The sequence below is a fragment of the Alkalimonas amylolytica genome (genome assembly GCF_900107845.1).
Classification (GTDB): Bacteria; Pseudomonadota; Gammaproteobacteria; order Enterobacterales; family Alteromonadaceae; genus Alkalimonas; species Alkalimonas amylolytica.
Map to the genome: position 1 here is coordinate 65,161 of NZ_FNRM01000007.1, position 21,152 is coordinate 86,312.

16 protein-coding genes are annotated in these 21,152 nt (G+C 52.0%); 8 read left to right on the top strand and 8 right to left on the bottom strand.

The genetic code is table 11. The features are described 5' to 3' along the window. Nucleotides 1-33: 33 nt before the first annotated feature. The 3 genes from BLW37_RS13855 to BLW37_RS13865 all read right to left on the bottom strand — a co-directional run bounded on the left by BLW37_RS13855 (nt 34) and on the right by BLW37_RS13865 (nt 3,604). Nucleotides 34-645, bottom strand: coding sequence for a DUF6795 domain-containing protein (locus tag BLW37_RS13855; RefSeq protein ID WP_091343889.1), 612 nt, complete (start codon nt 643-645; stop codon nt 34-36). A 193-nt stretch (nt 646-838) separates the two neighbouring features. Then, nucleotides 839-1,756 (bottom strand): histone deacetylase family protein, encoded by a 918-nt coding sequence (locus tag BLW37_RS13860; protein ID WP_091343891.1) that lies wholly within the window; start codon nt 1,754-1,756, stop codon nt 839-841. A 3-nt stretch (nt 1,757-1,759) separates the two neighbouring features. Continuing rightward, entirely contained in the window at nt 1,760-3,604 is a 1,845-nt protein-coding gene (locus BLW37_RS13865) for a GNAT family N-acetyltransferase (RefSeq protein ID WP_091343894.1), read from the bottom strand. A 144-nt stretch (nt 3,605-3,748) separates the two neighbouring features. Between BLW37_RS13865 and arfB the strand changes: the two genes are divergently transcribed. After that, complete coding sequence (gene arfB, locus BLW37_RS13870; protein WP_091343897.1) at nt 3,749-4,168, top strand: alternative ribosome rescue aminoacyl-tRNA hydrolase ArfB; 420 nt, start codon at nt 3,749-3,751, stop codon at nt 4,166-4,168. Nucleotides 4,169-4,240: 72 nt separating this feature from the next. Further along, nucleotides 4,241-5,020 carry a substrate-binding periplasmic protein gene (locus tag BLW37_RS13875; RefSeq protein WP_091343899.1) on the top strand — a complete coding sequence of 260 codons (780 nt, stop codon included), beginning with the start codon at nt 4,241-4,243 and terminating at the stop codon, nt 5,018-5,020. Nucleotides 5,021-5,040: 20 nt separating this feature from the next. Here the strand turns inward: BLW37_RS13875 and BLW37_RS13880 are convergent, their stop codons facing one another. Beyond that, nucleotides 5,041-5,922: a TraB/GumN family protein gene (locus tag BLW37_RS13880; RefSeq protein ID WP_091343902.1), complete on the bottom strand. Its 882-nt coding sequence runs from the start codon at nt 5,920-5,922 to the stop codon at nt 5,041-5,043. Between the two features lie 236 nt (nt 5,923-6,158). On the opposite strand from BLW37_RS13880, the gene ppc reads away from it, so the two are divergent. Next, complete coding sequence (gene ppc / locus BLW37_RS13885) at nt 6,159-8,789, top strand: phosphoenolpyruvate carboxylase (protein WP_091343904.1); 2,631 nt, start codon at nt 6,159-6,161, stop codon at nt 8,787-8,789. A 47-nt stretch (nt 8,790-8,836) separates the two neighbouring features. On the opposite strand, the gene BLW37_RS13890 is transcribed toward ppc, so the two are convergent. Together BLW37_RS13890 and BLW37_RS13895 are read right to left on the bottom strand one after the other, a co-directional pair. Beyond that, nucleotides 8,837-9,595 (bottom strand): LytR/AlgR family response regulator transcription factor, encoded by a 759-nt coding sequence (locus tag BLW37_RS13890; RefSeq protein ID WP_091343906.1) that lies wholly within the window; start codon nt 9,593-9,595, stop codon nt 8,837-8,839. Continuing rightward, nucleotides 9,592-10,725, bottom strand: coding sequence for a sensor histidine kinase (locus BLW37_RS13895; protein ID WP_091343908.1), 1,134 nt, complete (start codon nt 10,723-10,725; stop codon nt 9,592-9,594). The genes BLW37_RS13890 and BLW37_RS13895 overlap by 4 nt, the downstream gene beginning before the upstream one ends. Nucleotides 10,726-10,983: 258 nt before the next feature. On the opposite strand from BLW37_RS13895, the gene BLW37_RS13900 reads away from it, so the two are divergent. The 4 genes from BLW37_RS13900 to BLW37_RS13915 all read left to right on the top strand — a co-directional run bounded on the left by BLW37_RS13900 (nt 10,984) and on the right by BLW37_RS13915 (nt 17,734). Next, a complete protein-coding gene (locus BLW37_RS13900; protein ID WP_091343910.1) occupies nt 10,984-13,815 on the top strand; it encodes a TonB-dependent receptor plug domain-containing protein in 2,832 nt (943 codons plus the stop codon). A gap of 199 nt (nt 13,816-14,014) precedes the next feature. Beyond that, nucleotides 14,015-14,239, top strand: coding sequence for a hypothetical protein (locus tag BLW37_RS13905; RefSeq protein WP_091343911.1), 225 nt, complete (start codon nt 14,015-14,017; stop codon nt 14,237-14,239). Nucleotides 14,240-14,561: 322 nt separating this feature from the next. Next, nucleotides 14,562-16,187: a serine hydrolase gene (locus BLW37_RS13910; RefSeq protein WP_091343913.1), complete on the top strand. Its 1,626-nt coding sequence runs from the start codon at nt 14,562-14,564 to the stop codon at nt 16,185-16,187. A 50-nt stretch (nt 16,188-16,237) separates the two neighbouring features. Beyond that, on the top strand, nt 16,238-17,734 hold the full coding sequence (locus BLW37_RS13915; RefSeq protein ID WP_091343915.1) for a winged helix-turn-helix domain-containing protein: 1,497 nt from the start codon (nt 16,238-16,240) through the stop codon (nt 17,732-17,734). Between the two features lie 38 nt (nt 17,735-17,772). Here the strand turns inward: BLW37_RS13915 and BLW37_RS13920 are convergent, their stop codons facing one another. Continuing rightward, nucleotides 17,773-18,522, bottom strand: a complete 750-nt coding sequence (locus BLW37_RS13920) for a MipA/OmpV family protein (protein ID WP_091343917.1) — start codon at nt 18,520-18,522, stop codon at nt 17,773-17,775. A gap of 249 nt (nt 18,523-18,771) precedes the next feature. On the opposite strand from BLW37_RS13920, the gene BLW37_RS13925 reads away from it, so the two are divergent. Continuing rightward, nucleotides 18,772-20,223, top strand: coding sequence for a winged helix-turn-helix domain-containing protein (locus BLW37_RS13925; protein ID WP_171907627.1), 1,452 nt, complete (start codon nt 18,772-18,774; stop codon nt 20,221-20,223). Here the strand turns inward: BLW37_RS13925 and BLW37_RS13930 are convergent. Beyond that, the gene (locus BLW37_RS13930) at nt 20,220-21,053 is read right to left on the bottom strand and encodes an alpha/beta hydrolase family protein (RefSeq protein ID WP_091343920.1); all 834 of its coding nucleotides are present in this window, start codon (nt 21,051-21,053) and stop codon (nt 20,220-20,222) included. The genes BLW37_RS13925 and BLW37_RS13930 overlap by 4 nt on opposite strands. Nucleotides 21,054-21,152 lie beyond the last annotated feature (99 nt).

Consider the following 21,152-nt stretch of genomic DNA (forward strand, 5'->3'; position numbering starts at 1 on the left):
TCTTCATAGTCGAGTCGTCCTTGTTGTTAAGACTTAAAAGCTTTCTATATTCTTTGAGTCTTCATCTATTATTTGTTGCAGTTCTTCATCTGAGAACAAAGCCTTACTGGAATGAGTAAATGAGCATTTAGAAGTAAAAGACGGTGCTATCTCCAAAAGCTCTGGGTTCTCCAGATATTTAAGTTGCTCGTTTTTGGACGGGGCTGTTAATTCGCATTGCATGTCACTGAGAATGAGATTAAGGCTTTGGTAATTAAGATGGTTCAGATTACCGATACTAAAAACCAGATCTTCATCCTTTTTGTCAGGATACTCAGTTACATATAACTCCATGGCAACACTAACATCAAATAAGACACGACGAACCTTAAGTGTTTTACGGGGAAAGTAAAAATGACCGTGTGCATCGGTGGCCACGCTATCGTAGCGCTCTTTACCTTCATAATATAACCTGCGCTTCACTTCTCTATTAGTCACAGGCTCCCCCTGATTGAAGAGAACCCCTCGAATCTCCGGTGACCACTGAATTTCTGTTCTTTTAAACCAACCAAACACACCTGCCTCCACCTTGGTTGCGATCATCAACAGTAGTAGCGCTAAGCCAACGGCTACGGCCTGACGCTTGATTAATTGCCATCCCAGCATTGCAATCATTCTGTTAATGTAATAATGCGGGTATTATAGATAGTTAAATAGATATATCAACGCCTGCATAACTGCTTGGTGCGTACTAATTAACAATTTTGTGAGCTGGTAGAATATATTAAACAATTCAATCCCGGCTATTGGTCATTTTTGTGCCACGAACGCCCTAAGCGGCATAGCAGAAAGCCAGCCTTCACAGCATGGCTTTTACATGCGCTACCACGCTGCGCCCGAGTGAGCTTAAATCGTAGCCGCCCTCCAGCATTGAGACCATGCGGCCATGGCAGTGGCGGCTGGCCAGTTGTTTCAGCTCTCCGGTCAGCCAGGCGTAGTCGTCTTCTTTGAGTAAAAACTGCGACATCTCGTCTTCGGCATGGCCGTCGAAGCCGGCGGAAATAAAAATCAGCTGCGGCGCAAAGGCGTCCAGCGCAGCAAACCAGCGCTGTTGCACTGCTTTACGCCATTGCTCACCTTTGCAGCCAGCGGGCAGAGGCAGGTTCAGAATGCGATCGGTGCTGCTGTCATCGCCGCTGTTGGGGTACAGGGCCTGCTGATAGGACGAGCAAAACAACACCCGCTCATCATGGCGGAAAATCGCTTCGGTGCCGTTGCCATGGTGCACATCAAAGTCGACGATGGCCACGCGCTCTAGCTGATACCGATCCAGCGCATAGCTGGCCGCGATGGCGATGTTGTTCAGCAGGCAAAACCCCATGGCCTGATCGGCGGTGGCATGATGGCCCGGCGGCCGTATCGCACAAAAGGCCTGTTGGTTGTCGGCCTGCATCACCTCATCCACCGCCTGAATGCCGGAGCCCGCCGCCAGCAGTGCGGCTGGCAGGCTTTTCGGCGTCATTGGTGTATCCGGATCCAGCCAAATCTGGCCTTCGGTTGGTGCTTTGGCAAACAACTCATCAATGTACAGCTTGCTGTGGGCCCGGTACAAATCAGTGACTTCGGCCGGGCGGGCATCGGCTTGTTTAATCACATACTCAAGGCCGGAGCGGACCAGCTGGTCATTGATGGCATGCAGCCTGGCCGGCTGCTCCGGATGCTCCGGGTCCGGGTTGTGCAAGGCGCAGCGGGCATGGCTGAATAAGGTCAGTGGCATCGGTTACTCCTTGCTCTTATGCGGCAGCGTCAGTTTCAGGGTGACTTCGCCCGGTTCATCGGCAGGCAGGCGGACAAAACCGGCTTTTTCAAACACGCTCAGCATGGGCTGGTTATCGGCCCGTACATAGGCCAGCATGGCATCTAAACCCCGCGCTTTGGCAATGGCAATCATTTCATCCAACAGCCGTTTGGCCATGCCCTGGCCCTGGTACTTTTCCCGGGTGACAAAGGCGACTTCGCAGCTGTTGGCTGCGGGCAGCAGGTAATAGCGGCCTACCGCCTGAATTTGCACCGCCGACCCTTTTTGCCGCACGATGCACAGGGCCAAGTCTTTCGATTGATCGACACTGACCAGGTTGCAGGATTTTTCCCGGCTCATCTGGGTGGGCACGGCGTTGTAGCGCAGTTGCAGGGTTTCTTTGGTGTGTGAATAAAAGAACTCCTGCAAGCGCCGTTCATCGGATGGGTTTAATGGCCTTAGATCAAAGCTTTCGCCTGCAATACGTAACTCTTTAAAACCTACCTTGCCAAGCTCCGGCACATCTACCGGCGTTTGTTGTTGGTAATGCGGCACCCAGTAATGTTCCCGCACTTTTTGCAGCAGTTGGTGGCGAAACTTGGGGTGGGCAACCCGGATTAGCTCCAGCGCCCGCTCGCGGATGCTTTTACCACGCAAGGAGGCCACGCCAAACTCGGTGACTACATAGTGCACATGGGCCCGGCTGGTCACTACACCGGCGCCTTCGCGGATATGCGGTACAATGCGCGAGGTTTTGCCATCTTCGGTGGTGGAGGGCAGCGCGACAATGGGTTTGCCGCCCACGCTCATCGAAGCACCTCGACTGAAATCGACCTGGCCACCAATGCCGCTGTAAAACTGATGGCCAATGGAGTCTGCCACCACCTGGCCGGTCAAATCCACCTCAATGGCGCTGTTTATGGCCATCATTCGCTCGTTGCGTGCAATGTTGGCGGGGGAGTTGACGTACTCGCTGGGATAAAAGCCGATATGCGGATTGTGATGGACAAAATCGTACAGCGCCTTACTGCCGACGAAAAAGCTGGTCACCACTTTGCCCGGGTGAAAGGTTTTGCGCCGGTTGGTGATCACGCCTTTCTGGATCAGCGCCATGATGCCATCGGTGATCATGTCACTGTGCACGCCCAAGTCTTTGTGGTTGCCCAGGTACTTCAGCACCGCATTGCAAATACGGCCGACACCGAGCTGTATGGTGGCACCATCCTCTACCAGCAGTGCAATGTACTGGCCGATACGTTCACTGACCTCATTGTCGGTATCCATCGGCGGTAGCTCGGGTAGTGGCTGCTCGCATTCGATACTGAGGTCAATCTGGTCGCGGTGAATAAAGCTTTGGCCATAGGTCACCGGCATCAGCGGGTTTATCTGAGCAATGACTGTTTTGGCTGCCTTGGCGGCAGCAGCCACCACATCCACCGACACACCGAGCGAATGGTAGCCATGTTGATCGGCCGGACTCACCATAATCAGGGCGGCATCCAGTGGCAGAATATCGTCGGTAAAAAGATGCGGAATATCCGACATAAAGCAAGGGGTGTAATCGGCCCGGCCCTCTGCCACGGCCTGACGAATGGTGTCACCGCCAATAAAAAAGGTATTCACTTTAAAGCGGTGTTGCTGATCCGGGTTGGCCCAGGCATTGTCGGACAGGGTGAGCAACTGAACAATTTCGATATCATGCAGCTGGCGGGCATGGGCTATCAAGTCGTCCATCAGTGCGTTTGGCACCGCCGCATGCGAGCCAATAAAAATGCGCTGGCCGGATTTCAGATGTTGTTTCCAGTCGATGCCAAGGGCAGAAGGCATAAGGGCTCCTATTTTGTACCAGTATCTATCAGCAAGCTGTTGGTAGCCATGCGACTTTAGGCGACGCTCACCGCGTTGGGCAAGGCTAAAGGGCACTTTTCTCCAAACAGTATGGTACTCTAACCGGATGGAGGCAATGACACGATGATCAGGATCAACGACCAGCTTGAGCTGGCAGAAGACGAGCTGGAATGGCAGTTTATCCGGGCCAGTGGGCCGGGTGGCCAGCATGTCAATAAAACCTCGACGGCGGTGCAGTTGGTGCTGGATATACGGCAAAGTTCGTTGCCCGATTGGCTGCAGCAGCGTTTGCTGCACCGGGCCGATCACCGCATTACCCAAAGCGGCAAAATTCTGATTAAGTGCCAGCAAAGCCGTAGCCAGGAACAAAACCGCGAGCTGGCGCTGGCGCAGTTAACCGAGCTGATCGCTGCTGCCGCTGTGCAGCAAAAAAAGCGCAAAGCCACCAAGCCAACCTATGGCAGCCAGCAGCGGCGCATTCAGCAGAAAAAACAACGCGGTGCCACCAAGTCGCTGCGGCAGAATAAACCACGCCCAGATTAATTGCGCGCTGCCATCGGGCGTTTGGGCTGCTATAGTTGCAGTAACTTCAGAGTACTTTGGTAGCCTTCCATTATGCGATTAGTAGCTGGGTTTTACCTGAGTTTGGTGTTGGCAGCCAGTGTGGTGGCTGAAGTTACAGCCGAGCCTGAACTGCATTTTCTGACGGAGCATAGCCCACCATCTCAGTACATCAATGAAGCGGGCCAAATCGATGGTGTCACGATTCAGCTGATTCAGCATTTGCAGCAGCAGCTGGGCGAACGGCTGCGCTTTTCGCTGTTGCCCTGGGCCCGCGCCATGGAGCTGGCAAAAGCAGAACCAAATACAGTGCTGTTTGAAACGGTGCGAACCCCAGCGCGCGAGGCGCAGTTTCAGTGGGTTGGGCCGCTCAAATACTTTGATATGCAGTTGTATACCTTGCCGGAAGTGGTAGCTCATCCGGCGGATTTTGCTGCAGCTAGACTTCGTGGTTGCGCTTATCGTAGCTCAGCGCAGCTGGGGTATTTTAAACAGTTGGGCTTTGAAGAAGGGCGTAATTTGTCGGTGGTGGCCAATGCGCATGAATGTCAGGTGATGGCTGAGCGAGGCAGGGCGGAAGTGATTGCACTGAATGCTCTGCGTTACGGAGAGTTTTTCCACATGGGAGATGTAACGCTGCAGCGTTGGCAACCGCTGTACCACTCGTATTTGTATCTGGCATTTTCTCCGGCTATACCGGTAGAGCGGGTACAGCGCTGGCAGGATGCGCTTCAGCAAAGCTATCTGGATGGTACGATGCGCCGTTTGTATCAGGCGGATTATCCTGCGGATATGATTGAGCAACTGGAACAATACTGGCAAGCAGACTATTAGCCTGCTTACCAGTGCTGCAGTTAGTTGGCGCTGAGTTGCCGCACCTGATAACCACGTTCAGCCAGTAAGTCCAGCACATTGTCCGGCCCGGCCAGGTGCAGGGCGCCTACCAACACAAACTCCACTTGTGAATTTTGCAGCATGGCATCGATTTGCTCGGCCCAGTTCTTATTGCGCTCGGTGAGCAGGCGCTGATAAAAACGTTGGCCTACTTCGGTTGCCTGCATGTCGCTAACCAGTTCCGCCAGTGCTGCCTGATCACCACTGCGCCAGGCTGCCAGGGTTTTTTGCATAAACTGCTCGGTTTCATCCAGTTGATCCAGATTCTGCGCTATCCAGTCGTCTTCATAGCCATCAGAGATAGAAAACAGCAGTGCAAATTGCTGCTCGATGGTTTCCAGAAAGGCTTTGCTTTTATTATCTTGCGCACCTTTGGTGAAAAAGTGCATATCGACGCCTTCACCGGCCATGCCCAGTTGTTGCAGTTTGAGCTGCAGCATTTGGAGCAGTACAAAATCCGGTTTGAAGGGGGCCAGCGCCTTGGTATCCACACCAAGCTCAGCCGCGGCCTGCTGCAGACGCTGATAGCTGTCCGGGCTTAGTACGGAGTTCAGGGTGCGACCATCCTGGTACATGGCATAGTTCAGCATCATGGGACCAATGCTGGGATCCATCATCTTGCTCATATCCACTTCAAACACCAGTTTTTCTGCCTGCTGGTAGGCTTTATCGAACTCGGCTGGTAGCGGAAATTCGTTGGCTGGCAGTAAATGCACGGTGCCACCAATAAATAGCTGATGCTGGTCGTTACTGACTTGCCAGACAGCACTTTGTGCCAGCAGCGCCTGGCTGCAAAACAGCAGGCCAATCACAACCAGGCGGGAGATAATGTGTGTAATCATAGAGACGCTCCTTGTGCGCTAAAAACATTATCATAATGGTAAATTACCGATAACAAAAGAGTCTGTCCCCAAGTAACCTCAAGCAATTTATCTCCTAGTGAAATTCGCATCGTAAGACTCGTTGGGCATATTCCCTGCCAAAAGGCAGAATGTCGCTCTCTTGGTAAGCTATCATGCTTGAGTACAGCTCTCCTTGGCATTAGGGTATAGGCATAGCAAAGGGTAGGGAGAGTGTTATGGAACATTATGCAGCCTTGCGAGCCAATGTCGGCTTACTGGGAACCCAGTTGGGTGATTTGATCCGCCAGCACTTGGGTGAGGATGTTTACCAACGCATTGAACAAATTCGCCAGCTCTCCAAAGAAGCGCGGGCGGGTGATAGTGACCGTGAGCAGCAATTAAAGCAGCTGCTGCAATCGCTGAGTGATGATGAGCTGCTGCCGGTTGCCCGTGCGTTTGCCCATTTTTTAAATCTGGCCAACCTGGCCGAGCAGCAGCACAGCACCAGCCAGGAAGTGCTGGCGGAAGATCCGCAGGCTGCGCCCTTGCAGGCGATGCTGAAACATTTGCAGGCTGCCAGGTTGGATCCGGCAGCCATCGCAACAGCTGTGGATAAGCTGGCGATAGAGCTGGTGCTGACCGCGCACCCCACTGAAGTATCGCGTCGCACCGTGATCCATAAGCTCACCGAAATCGCCGATTGTTTATCTGCACTGGAGCAACAACGCGCCGATTGTGAGCAGCTGCGGCTGCGTGAACGCATGCAGGAGCTGATTGCTCAGTTGTGGTTTACCAATGAAATTCGCGAGCAGCGCCCAACGCCGGTGGATGAAGCCAAATCCGGCTTTGCCATGATTGAGAGCTCGCTGTGGCAGGCTGTACCCGCTTTTTTACGTGAGCTGGATAGCTGGATGCGGGATGCTGCCGGCCAGTCACTGCCGCTGGATGCGACTCCGGTGCGTTTTGCCTCCTGGATGGGCGGTGATCGCGATGGCAACCCTTTTGTCACGGCCAAGGTCACCCGCCAGGTACTGCTACTCAGTCGCTGGAAAGCGGCCGATTTGTTTATTCAGGATCTGGATGTGCTCAGCAAAGAGCTGTCGATGAACCAGGCCAATGATGAGTTGCAGCAGCTCAGTGAGGGGGCCTTCGAGCCATACCGTGCTGTGCTGAAACAGTTGCAGCAGCAACTTAGTACCACCCGCGACTGGCTGACAGAAGCGGTCAGTCGGGATCGGCTGCAGCGACCGGCGGATTTAATCTGGCAGCGTGAGCAACTGCTGGAGCCTTTGCTGCTGTGTGATCGCTCGTTACGTGAATGCGGCATGGCGCAAATTGCTGATGGCAGGCTGCAGGATACCATCCGCCGGGTGTATTGCTTTGGGGTTACCCTGCTTAAACTGGATATCCGCCAGGATGCCGCCCGTCACGCTGCTGTGTTCAGTGAGCTGACCCGTCATCTGGGGCTTGGTGACTATGCGGCCTGGAGCGAAGAGGACCGGCAGGCATTTTTACTGCGCGAGTTGCCCAATCGCCGGCCTTTGTTTCCCAAGCAATGGCAACCATCGGCAGAGGTGCAGGAAGTGCTGGATACCTGCGAGATGGTGGCGCGTCATGGTGAAGAAGCCTTAGGCACCTATGTGATTTCAATGGCCGGTAAGCCATCTGATGTGCTGGCGGTGCAGCTGTTGCTCAAAGAAGCCGGCATTGGGTTTGGCATGCGGGTTGCTCCCTTATTTGAAACTTTAAGTGATTTGCAGCAGGCACCGCATTGCATTGAGCAGTTGCTGGCAATTGATTGGTACCGTGGTTATATCCAGGGCCAGCAGGAAGTGATGATTGGCTATTCCGACTCCGCCAAGGATGCGGGTGTGCTGGCAGCTTCCTGGGCACAGTACAGCGCTCAAGAGGCTTTGGTGAAAGTATGCAGTGATGCCGGTGTGCAGCTTACCTTGTTCCACGGCCGTGGTGGTACCATTGGTCGCGGTGGCGCTCCGGCCCATGCGGCTATTTTATCACAGCCGCCAGGCTCCTTGGATGGTGGCTTTCGAGTGACCGAGCAAGGCGAGATGATCCGCTTTAAATTTGGCCTGCCCAAACTGGCTGAGCGCAGCCTGAGCCTTTATGCCAGCGCGGTGCTGGAAGGTATGCTGTTGCCACCGCCGGTCCCAAAGAACAGCTGGCGCCGGGTGATGACGGAGCTGGCTGAACGCTCCTGCCAGGCGTATCGAGCCATGGTACGTGAGCATCCGGATTTTGTGCGCTATTTCCGCGCGGCCACGCCAGAGCAGGAATTAGGCCAGTTACCACTTGGCAGCCGGCCCGCCAAACGTAACCCTAAGGGTGGGGTTGAGAGTTTACGTGCTATTCCATGGATTTTTGCCTGGTCACAAAACCGCTTGATGTTGCCCGCCTGGCTGGGTGCCGGCAATGCGCTGCAGCAGGTGCTGGATCAAGGCGAGCAAGCAGTGCTGACCGAGATGCAGCAAGCCTGGCCATTTTTCGCCACCCGCTTATCGATGCTGGAAATGGTGTTCTTAAAAGCCGATAGTGAGATTTCTGCTTATTACGATCAGCGGCTGGTGCCTGCCGAGTTGCATGGGCTCGGTGAACAACTGCGCAACCAGCTGGCGCACGATCAGCAATTGCTGCTGAGCCTGACGAAGCACCGGGAGCTGATGGAAAATGAAAGCTGGATCCGTGAGTCCATTATGCTGCGCAATACCTATGTCGATCCCTTGCACTTACTGCAGGTTGAGTTGCTGCATCGACAGCGCAATCAGCCAGAGCAGTTAAGTCCGCAGATCCAGCGTGCCTTGATGGTCACCATCGCCGGTATTGCGGCAGGGATGCGGAATTCGGGGTAAGTGGCGCACTTTCGGTAACGGCGCCACAGCAATTTTGGGCGGTTGGCTCAGGATTCAAACAATTCCTGCAGCACGTGGCGGTAATTGCGTGACATCTGCACCAACTGGCCATTTTTTAGCACCAGGGTGGCATCGCCCTTATCGCCAGGTCGCAGCTCAATGATCTCGCTTTTGCGCACCAGAGTGCAGCGGTGTACTCTGGCAAAGATAGCCGGATCCAGTTGTTGCTCCAGCCGGGTCATGGTTTCACGCAGCAGATAACTGCGCTCGTCGTTTTGCAGATGAAACTCGACGTAGTTGCCTGAGCTGCCCACCCAGCAGATGTCTTTGACCGGAATGATTTTCACCCGGCCCGGATCCCGAATGATAATTTTCTCTTTATAGCCTGATTTGGCTGCCAGTTGCTGCGAAATAAGTTGCAGCTGCTGCCAGGATAACGTATCCCGTTGTTGCAGCTTCTGTCGGCAGCGATTGAGCATCTGCAGAAAGCGCTCATCGCTAAAGGGCTTTAGCAGGTAGTCCTGTGCAGAGAGCTCAAAGGCGGTGACGGCGTGCTCGGCATAAGCGGTACAGAATACCACCACAGGCGGCTTTACCAGTTGTTGCAGCAGCTCCAGCCCATCCATACCTGGCATATCAATGTCCAGGAATAGCAAATCAGGTTGCAGGTCTTCGATGGCTTGCAGTGCTTGCTGGCCATTTTCAGCTTCAGCGATCACTTCCATATCGGCATGCTCTGCTAACAAATAGCGAATGCTGGCACGGACTAATGGTTCATCATCGACAATCAGGCAGCGGTAACTCATGGTCTATCTCCAGCCTCTTTTGCATCTAGTATCATTGGAAAACGCAGTGTGGTGGTGTAGTGATCCGGCCCGCTAGGTCCATGTTTTAAGCTGGCTTCAGGACCAAAAAAGGCTTGCAAACGGGCTCGGGTGTTACTTAGTCCGATGCCAAAGCCCTGGCGTGGGTTATGGGAGGCATAGCTGTTTTGTACCAATACTGTCACCATCTGTTGGTCTGGATCCAGACTGATACGGACGGCAATTGTTGACGTAGCACTGACCAACTTGCAGCTGTGCTCAATGGCATTTTCAAACAAGGGTTGCAACAACAGCGGTGGTACCAGGCAGTTATCCAGCTGTTCATCCAGTGCAATATCCAGCTGCAAGCGCTCGCCAAAGCGCAGTCGCTGCAGGGCGAAGTACAAATCCATAAATTGCCACTCATGACGCAGAGGCACTGCCTCTTGCTGTTGGGTCTGTAGCACAAAGCGTAGCAGCTGACTCAGTTGGTTGGTGGCTTGCAAGGCCTTGGTTTTATCCTCGGTGCGTATCAGGCTGACAATGGCATTTAAGGTATTCAACAAAAAATGCGGGTTCAACTGGGATTTGAGTGCTTGCAATTCAGCTTTTAACAGGCCTTTTTCCAATTGTTGTGTGCGCAGCTGGCTTTGGTGGAAACTGCGATAGTACTGCAGCAAAAAACAGGCGGTGACAGTGCCCAGATACACCCCCCAGTGAATATGAAAGGGGTTGGCAAAATAACGGCTGAGCACATAACCAAAACTCAGCTGTTGCTCCGGGTTGATGAACAAGTATACGTAGCTAGCGATGAGCAACCAGTTCAGCGCCAGGAAAACGACAGCCGCAGTCAGCTGCGTCAGCAGGCATTGCCAGCGCTTGCTTTCATTCCAGGGGTAATGCTGAGTAAAACGGACAATAAACGGCGTCAGCAGGGCCCATATCAGCCAGTTAGGGGCAACCCGATGAAACACCTGACTCCAGTCGCGCTGTACGCCCATGCTAAGCAACGAGTGGTAGTTATGACTGGTGGCAATGAGCGTCACCAGCAAATACGCCAGACTCGCCAGTAAAAACCAGCGCGCAGGTGGCAGCCAGGATAAGCCAGGTGTTTGTGCAGAGGATTGTTTCATCAAGTCACTTTACGCAAAAGCCAGCACGATTGGAATTCTGTTTCGCACCTGCAAACCCCCATTTCAACCCGAGCGATGGAATGGGCCTTGGAGCCGAGCGAAATCCTTAGGGCGCTTTGCCCCCACTCGGTCACGATGCAGCTCCCTTTGGCGGAATAGCGCTAGAGTCGGGGAACTCTCAGGTTTAGCTTTTGCAAGCAGGTGCGAACACAGCACCCCAGCTGGACAAGCATTTGTCTGCAACCATGGGAGAATTACATGAAAAGCTATAATAAATTATCGCTGGCAATCCGTACGGGATTGCTTACCTCTGTAGCAGCCAGCCTGAGTCTGGTTGCTGCGCCTGCGCTGGCACAAGAGGACAGCGAAGCCAGGGTCGAGCGTATTGAGGTCACGGGGTCACGTATCAGGCGGACCGATTTTGAAAGCTCAGTACCGGTCACTGTTATAACTGCGGAAGAAATTCGTCTTACCGGTGCTACCAACGTGGCTGATGTACTGCAAAAAACGCCAGTTGCAATTGCAGGTACGGATCAGTCCAATTCAACTTTTTCGCTAAATACATCGGGTATTAATACTACATCTTTGCGTAACGCAGGAGTTGCCAGAACTTTGGTGTTGGTAAATGGTCGCCGCTTTGTTTCGGGTACAGCCCCATCAGCTGGTTATGCAGTTGATTTGAACATGATACCGACATCGACGATTGAAAGGATCGAAGTCCTAAAAAGTGCTTCATCCGCTGTGTATGGTTCTGATGCAGTTGCCGGTGTTATCAATATCATTACAAAAAGTGATTTTGAAGGGGCTACGCTGAATGTTCAGGCCTCACAGTCGGCAAAAAGTGATCGTGAGCGCTTCGATATTGATATGACCGTTGGTCGTAGTTGGAATACTGGTAGTGCCTGGGTTTCATTTGGCTACCATGACGATCAGGGGATTGATGGGCCAGGGAGACCAGACCAGACAACAGATATAGCGTTGGTAAATGGTGCCTGGGTACCTGTTTTATCTTCTTATGCTCCGATTGGTTGGGTAAATACTGGCCCAGGCAAGCCAAACTTTCGTGGAGATGGTGAGGCTTTTACTGCTGCCGATCAATATGATCGTGGTTCACGGCGTCAGCTAATCATTCCTTTGGAAAGAAAGTTCTTTGCAGCAAACTTGCAGGAAGAATTAAACGATGATTTAAAGTTTTACAGTGAGTTCAACTGGATGCAAGTTGGATCATCTTCTCGCTTTGAACCAACGCCGTTGAATTTACTTGATGTTTGGCTGAAGGACCGTGGTGGTGAAGGAGGCCATAATATTGAAAGCTCTCTTATCATGCCTCAACTGCTTAAAGACAATTTATTAGCGAATGGGTTTACTGACCTTAATCAACTGAGTGCTTTTGGCCGCCGTTTGACAGAGTTTGGTGACCGAGGAAACGATGCTACAAGAACCTCATCCAGATTTGTTGCCGGTTTAGATTGGTTTATTAATGATAACTGGCGTTTAGATACCCACATCAATTGGGGGCAGACGGTTGTGAATCAATTTGGATGGGGGGAGCTGAACATGGATCGTGCTCTCTTCGCACTCGATCTTATTGAACAGGATGGTCAAGTCATTTGCCGTGATCAAACCGCCAGGTTGCAAGGATGTGTGCCATTTAATGTTTTTGGCGAAAATACCATCACACCAGAAGCAGTCGAGTATTTATCCGCACCATCAAAAACCATTGGTTTGGTTGAGCAGCGCATAGTTGGCTCTGTACTATCCGGTGAGTTAGATGTTGAGTTGCCCGGTGGTGCAATAGGTCTTGCCGCTGGGGTTGAGTATCGTCAAGAACTCGGGCGGCAGGAAGCTAGCGACCTAGCACAAATTGGAGCCACCTCATCAAACAGACAGCTGCCGACGAACGGAAGCTTTACTGTACGAGACCTTTTTCTGGAAGCACGCTTGCCTGTGCTGGACAATCTAGCTATTGATGCAGCAATACGACATGGTAATTATTCTACTGTTGGTAATGTCTTTACCTGGAACTTAGGTGTTGAGTTTTCACCAACAGATCGTCTGAAACTTCGTGCTTCTGCAGCCGATGCGGTCAGAGCCCCAAATGTGTCGGATCTGTTTGCCGGTAATGCAGAAACGTTTGCTTCTGTAACTGACCCTTGTAATGGGACAAAAGTAGGCGATACTGGCACTGTCGCAGAGAACTGTTTATCTATTGCGGAGATTGCTACGCGAGCAGCAGCATTTCCTGATACAGGTTTCTTGCTAAGTCAGACAGAAAGTCAGACAACGGGTGGCTTTATTGGAGGAAATCCGGATGTTAATGAAGAGACTGCCAGAACTTACAGCTTCGGTGCTGTCATGGAGTTTATGGATGGCCTGTCTGCAACAGTGGACTGGTACTCAATCTCTATCGAGGATGCAATAGCAACTACGTCCAGAACATTGGTTGTTCGCCGTTGCTTCGAAGCAACAGATTTCGATCCTACCTGTGGTGGTCGCGTCCAGAGGAATCAAGATGGTGTTTTGGTACAAGTAAATTCTGGCTCTGGTAACGAGAACCATATTGACGTCGAAGGTTTTGATGCTGAAATTCGTTACAGATTGGATTTGGGAGCAGTCGGCACTTTGACGACTGACTTAGTGTACTCTTATCTGCATGAATACAATATTACCAGCATAGAAACTGGTAATGTCAATAAGTATGCAGGCGAAACTTTGTACCCTCGTCATCGCGCCACTTTGAATATTGGGTATAAATTGGAAGACTTCAATGCCTTCTGGCGCATGCGTTATTGGCACTCCAACGTGAATGCTCGCACAGATCAGCCAGCCAGAAATATGGACTGGGGCACAGGGGGACGTTTCGATGATCATGCGAATAATGTTTCAGCTGTTGTCTATCATGATCTACAACTAAGCTACCAGCTAACTGAGTCTTTGAATTTTTACGCTGGAATGAATAATGTCTTTGATAAAAAGCCGCCTTTACTAGGCCAAAATGCCCAGTATGCTGGAACAGGGACGAATACAGTGTCAGAGGCTTATGATATTACCGGTCGCTACTATTACCTTGGCCTGAGAGCTTCATTCTGATTGATAGCGTAAAGTAAAGTTGTACGCTTGGGGGCAGACTGTAAAGTTTGCCCCCGCTTACATCTGCAGTCTATGTGTGTCAAAGGGTGACAAAAGACGAAGTTCCATACATTTTGTTACCAAATCGGCCCACTTCGAGGAAGATCTTTACAGTCGTTTAGGTACAGAATAAGCGATAAGACAGCCATTGGAGCAAGTTATGATAACGCACAAACAGAGCCAGATCGCATTGGTTGCCAGTAGCTTACTAGTACTTTTGATCATTGCCCTGCTGATGAGGCAGGGCGATGGGCGATTGAAACAAGAAACAACCGGGCACGCACTGGCACCATGCTGTATGGAGCAGGAGGCTGGGTTGTCTGTCCGTTGGTATTTGCAGTGTGATCCTGCGGCCTATCACACCGACTGGCAATTGCTGATGTGAGTACACAGTTTGAAGGCCACGTGAAGATAACCCTTTAAGGGGTGGCAATGGCTTCACCTTCGATTAAATAACCTTACTTGCCAGATGAAGTGATTTCTTCAGAATCCTTAACTTGTACCCGACTCCGTAAGCTGCACACTGCATACCAACCTTATGCTCGCTCGTTGGCCAATCTGACTAATTGGTTGGTGATTCCGACCAATACAATCGAATCAGTAACAGTTGGCTTAATGTATGATTCTGATTTTAATAATAATTAAATTTGGCATGAGGTTTGATTATGACTGTTTCGTTATGATGAACCCTCGATAAAGGACAAGACATGAATGTAAGAATATGGGCAGGCATCTGCCTGACAGTTGCAAGTATCAGTGTGCCAGCCATCACAGCAGAAGCAAGTTACCATGATTTGTTTAGCGCCCATTTTGCAGCCGATGAGCCCGGCGCTGTGGTGTTGGTAAGCCGGCAAGGCGAGACCTTATACCGAGCGGCCATTGGTAAGGCGGACTTGAGTCTGGCTGTGGCGTTAACGGATGATATGGTGTTTCCCATTGGCTCTGTGAGCAAGCAGTTCACTGCGGTTGCCATTTTGCAGCTGATGGAGCAGGGTAAATTAACGCTGGATGATACCATTCAGCAGCATTTGCCGGATTTTCCGCAGTTATCCCACCCGATCACTATCCGGCAGTTGCTAAGCCATACCTCAGGGCTTGAAAACTACATTGCACGGCATGAGTGGCGTGAGCACTGGCGCAATGACTTTACCTTGTCTGAGATGCGTCAACATTATGTACATTACCCGCTTAAGTTTGCCCCTGATCAGCACTTTGATTACAGCAACTCCGGCTATCTGGTGTTGGCGGAAATCATTGAGCACTTGTCGGGTCTGTCGTATGGCGATTATGTGACTGAGCGGTTGTTTGCTCCGGCAGGCATGGAACAAAGTTATCAGCTGGACAATTACACGGTGATCCCAGGGATGCCCCGCGGCTACATCCCGCACGGCTCAGGGTACCGGCTGGCTGACTTTGTCAGCATGACGCACATGATAGGGCCAGGATCACTGGCCAGTACTCTGGATGATCTGCAGCGCTGGGATCAGGCACTCTTTAGCGGACAGCTGATTACAAAAGAAAGTCTGCAGCAGGCGCTTAGTTCTCACACCTTAAGCAATGGTTCTGCCACCGGTTATGGTCTGGGCTGGGAAGTACGTTCTATTCGTGGACGTCCTTCGTTTGAGCATGGCGGCTATATGTATGGTTACTTTAGTGCGGTTTTGACTATGCCGGAGCAAGGCATTATGGTCGCTATTTTAACCAACAGTCGCAAAACCGACCCACGTGAGCTTGCAGTGCGGGCCGCGGCAATGGCACTAAATGAACCGTTCCCACAGCCGGAGTTGGTTGCCTTAACCAGCGACATGGCAGAGCAATGGGTGGGCGTCTATCTGGACGAGCATGGCGTGGAGCGAACCATTGGACTGTTTAATGATGAGCTCTATATCCGTCGGGGTGCCGGACGGATGTGGCCATTGCAGCCCTCAGCAGCCGGATACCTGCATTATGACGAAGGGCTGAGTTATCTGGCTTTAACCGGAGATGGCACGCTCGAATTGCATCAAAGGGAAGGGGTGATGTCTCGTTCACAGCGGAAAACGGCTCAGGTAGCGCCTTTAAATACTGTGTCTTTAACCTCTGCTCAGCTCAAAGCACTGACCGGCGTTTATCAATTGGCTGAAACCTTTGCACTGCGCGTTTTTACTGAAGACAATCGATTGTTTATTCAGGGTACCGGACAAAATGCCGGTGAGGTGTTTGCGTTATCCGCCACGCATTTGATAGCAATCACGGATGCGGTGGAGTTTGAGTTTGAACTGGATGCAGCCGGCGCTGTGACTGCGCTGCGCCTTTTGCAAGGTGGGCAGACCTTCCGCGCGCCGAAAATATAACTAATGACCTGGGCCACTGCGTTCTTAGCTGAGCGCAGTGGTTGGATACGATGAGTGACAGTGTGAAAAGTAGCGACAATTCAGCGGTCTGGTTAAACAAGCACTGGTACTTTGATGCCAGGCATAATATTTTGCGAAAAAAAGATGGCGCAGCACAAGACATGGAGCATCAGTTGTTTGTGCTGCTTGATTATTTTATCCGGCGTGAACAGCAGGTGTTGTCCAAGGACCTGCTGCTGCAGGATAACTGGCCAGGACGGGTGGTTAACGAGGACAGTCTGACGGTCGCCATCAGCAAGCTACGCAAAGTCTTTGGTGAGAAAGCCAGGCAACCCAGCCTTATTAAAACCATACCTGGTGTCGGTTACCAGTTTATTGGTCAGGTTCAGCCAGCGGAGTATGCAACAGAATTTAGTACAACCCAGTCGGATCGCGCTTCGTTGCTCAGAGCCTGGCCTTTGTTTGCTGCAGTATTGTTGATGAGCTGGCTGGCAGTGCCACTGCTGTTGCATGAGCCAGCCCCTTCGCAAACGATGCATCCGGATGCGGGTGCTAAGAAAGATTTAGTTATGCTGCAGGAATTAACGCAGCAGTCGGAGCAGGCTGCGCTTAGTCAGATCCCAGAGCTTTTAGCGCAGTGGCGTACTTTTTTGATCGCAGAACCAGAGCAGGTGCAGGGGTACTGGTATCTGGCCTGGTTAAAAATACGTTTGCTGGGACAGCAGTTGCCTGAGCAACCGCAGCACTTTGGCGAACTGAACGCCTTGCTGCAAAAAGTGGTGACGCTGGAACCCACGCATGCAGAAGCATGGAGCTGGTTAGCGCGGTTGCATTTTTGGCACCAGGCGGATTATGCGCAAGCTGCCAGCTATTACCAGCAGGCGTTGCAGCTCAAAAAAGATGCGGGTTTCTACTATGGCTATGCCGAAATGCAATTGGCTCGGGGCAAATTTGACGAGACCGTCGCCCTGGTGGACAAGGCACGGCAGCTAAGACCGCATGATTTTGCCTTTCCCGGGCTCGCCTGGGCCTATCAGCTGAGCGGCAGAAGTGAAGAGGCCTGGCAAGAATTGCTGCGCATCACGCAAACAGAGCGGGCTAGCGGGTTGTGGCACCGCTCAGCGCTGCGGATTACTCACGAACTCGGGCTTGATCAGCAAAGCTTTGCCTCAATGCGCTGGTTGTTGCAACAAACGGACGAAGGGCAGGAGCAGCTTGCGGCAGTAGAGCATCATTTTCATCAAGGAGGGCTCACCGCGGTTTACCGCTACTTGCTTGGTGTGCAATTTAGCGGGGATATCGGCCACTACCGACCACCTTTATCCTGGGCACGTTACGCGATCCTGGCGGATGAGCACGAAACTGCTCTGCAGTATTTCGAGCAGACGGTAGCTATCCGGCAGGCTCCGCTACTGTGGGCGGCCGTGGATCCATTTTACCAGCCTCTTCACTGCAGCCCTCCCTTTCAACGCTGGCTGGAAACGCTTCAGTTGGGTGAGTTACTGCAGCGTGCAGCATGTCTGCCAAAGCCATTCCCGGCAAAGTGACCTTGCTCACTCCAACTGCTGCTTGTTTTGGCTTGATATCAGAATGTGTAAGCCCAGCCGGCTACCAGGGTGTAAAAACTCTGGCTGTCTACCATCTCACTGCGATGTTCTCCGATGAAGCGGGCAAACTGGCTGCTGACAATCAGCTTGCTGTTGGTTGACGTTGCTTTCATCAGGGTGATGCCCGATTGCACTCTAAAACGGCCTTTGGCCTGATAGTGGTTCAATCCGGTTCGGTCCGACTCGGTCTCACTGATGCCAAAGTAATAATTGCCGATCTTGCTATCCCAGTAATGCACACTGAGTTCTGGCACAACAACCAAACCAAGTTTATCCCACTGAAAAGCGCGCCCCACCGTTACGGCCGAGGTCACTCCATGGTGGGTCCCGGTGATGTCTGTCATCAGCGAGGCTTTGGTATGGTAATCGCCGTATTGATATGCCAGCTCTATGCCTGCCAGGTAACTGAAGCGGCGTTTGTCCAGAGCGCTGATCGCTGGATCGCTGGCTTTTTTGGGATCAAAGTAACCCGCAGCCGGGGCTAACTTCGCAGAAAACCGGATCGGCTGGTTCTTATTCAGCTGGTAAGCAGCTTCCAAGCCATGAATACTGAATCGATCGCCCTGATAGCTGAACCAGGGGAGTACAAATTGCTCCGAAGTAACGCTTTTGTAGGGGGTGGCATAGTGAATCATACCAATACCCAGCTCGCGTTCGGCAGCCTGCACTGCTATAAATTTACCAGTGATGATCATGGCCACTGCCGTCCAAAGAGTCATAGATTTCATAGGTTGTCCTGTTACTGTATACTGATTAAATCGAGGTGGCCTGGTATGCTCAGTGAGCCAGGCCGGGAGCGCGGATTGTAGAGAACTGGCGTGCAGCTGGCTTATTAAATGCTCTGAATTATTCTGAAGTATGGTCTTCAGGATCCTTAGCTTGCCAAGAGTAAGAGGGAAAGCAGAATTCGCGTCTCAGCTATGAGTGCAGCCAGGACTATGTCTGGTTGCTTTCTGGTTCCAACAATGAGTACGATCATGAATCACAATGCAAGTCGCCCAGTTTGGCTGAACGATGATTGGTATTTCGATGCAACCCGCAATATCTTGCGAAAAGATGGGATGCAGTATGAGATGGAGCATCAGCTGTTTGTATTGTTGGATTACTTTGTGCAGCGTGAACAGCAGGTGCTTGGCAAAGACCGGCTCATCACCGACAACTGGCCTGGCAAGGTGGTGAACGAAGACAGCCTGACGGTGGCTATCAGCAAGTTACGTAAAGTCTTTGGTGAACAAGCCAAGCAACCCACCCTGATTAAGACTATTCCTGGTATCGGTTATCAGTTTATTGCCTCTGTGCGCCAGGCTGAAGATGCCGCACCAGAGGCTATAGCAAAGGCCAGGAGGCGCTCTATCCTGAAAGCCTGGCCTCTCTTTGCTGCAGTATTGCTGATGAGTTGGCTGGCATTGCCCTGGCTGTTGCAAGAGCCTGAGCCCATGGCCCAGCCGCAGCAGGATGCGGGAGTTACCGCAGACATCACACCACTGCAGCGGTTGATACAGCAATCGGAGCAGGCTGAGCGTTCACAGATCCCTGATTTGTTGGATAAGTGGCGGAATATGTTGCTGCAAGACCCGGAGTTGGTGCAGGGGTACTGGCATCTGGCCTGGCTAAAGATCCGCTTACTGGGCAACGACTTGCCAGAGCAACCGCAGCATTTTGCCGAGCTGAATGCCTTGCTGCAACGAGTGGTTGCGCTGGAGCCTGGGCATGCTGAAGCCTGGAGCTGGCTGGCGCGCATTCACTTCTGGCACCGCTCAGACTATGCCCAATCGGCGGCCTATTTTGAGCAGGCCTTGCAGCTCAAAGAAGACGCGAACTTTTATTATGCCTATGGCGAAATGCTGCTGGCCCATGGTCAGTTTGAGGCAACTTTTGAGCTGGCTAACCGGGCGCTACAAATGCTGCCGCATTTGTACGCTTTTCCAGGGATGGCCTGGGCCTACCAGCTGAGTGGTCATACCGATGAAGCCTGGCGCGAATTGCAGCGCATTGGCCAAACAGAACGACAAACCAAGATGTGGCACTGCTCTGCACTACGAATCAGTTACGAGCTAGGCTTGTACGAGCACACTTTCCAGTCATTGCAGTGGTTATTGCAGCAAAGTGACGAAGGGCGTCGTCATCTGCATGAGGTCACTAAACTTTATCAAACCGAGGGCATGCCGGCGGTGTTTGGCTACTTACTGGCCCATGAGTTTACCGACGACATTGGCCACTACCGGCCACCCTTGTCCTGGGCGCGCTACGCCATTTTAACTGGCGACCTGGAAACAGCTGAACAGCTTTTTCAGCAAGCCGCAGCACTTAGGCAGATCCCTTTGCTGTGGGCGGCCGTTGATCCTGTGTATGCCCCCCTGCATCAAAGCCCTGTTTTCACCAACTGGCTGCAGAGCATTCAGCTTTCAGAGACGATGCTGGCACGTTAGTGCGGTTGTGTATTGGCCTCTAGCCATTGGCGGATTTTGTCCCGGCTCTGTGTTGAGAATGGAAGCGCGCGCCAGCTGCCCTGATAACAGCTGGGGGCTATTTTAAACGAATGCTCTTCGCCTGCGGCGACGTAATAGTCCATGTTATCGGGTAGACTTTCGGGGAATAGGCGCTCCAACGCTTGCAGACTCCATGTTGGGCTAACCAAGGGATCGTTTTCGCCAAACATCATTAAAAACGGTTGATGGATGGCTTTGAGATAAGCATCCGGCTCGAAATCTTTGATCAGATTCAACTGGCGCAGATTCCCTTTCCAGCCTACCAGCGAAATAAAGAACAGATTGCGGCTGACTTGACGGCTGGCTTTACGCTCAGCCTCTTGCTGCGACAAGCCTTGCTTGCAGTGCAGAATGCTGGCGGCATCGTTGATCATTTGCCGCCGCACGCCAAAGGTTGGCCCGGCCATGCTGATGCCACCGGCAAATAATTCCGGATAGTCTGCCAGGGCAATCTGCACGATCCAACCACCCTGGCTATGGCCCACCACAAAAATTTGCTCATGGTCGATAAAATCGTACTCCCGCAGATGAAGCGCGACATTGCGTGCATCCAGCGCTCTTTGCTCAAAGCTGGTGCTGTACCAGACACCTTCGGAGTCGCCCAGGCCCCGTTTATCAAAGTACACCATGGTGAATCCTTGCTCGACCAGGTTGTGGTCAAAAAAGAACTCCGTAGTGCTTTGGTAATTTTTAAGGGTGGATCCTGTGCCAGAACCAACCAGGAAAATAATGGCAGGTTGCTTACTGCGAATGGTGTTGTCACGGACCATATAGCCATCGAGTAAAGCACCTTCGCTCGGCGCTTTAAATGGGATCCGTTCTATGGTGCTTGTTGCCTTTGCTGTATCAGCCTGGGCTGGCTCGTTTAT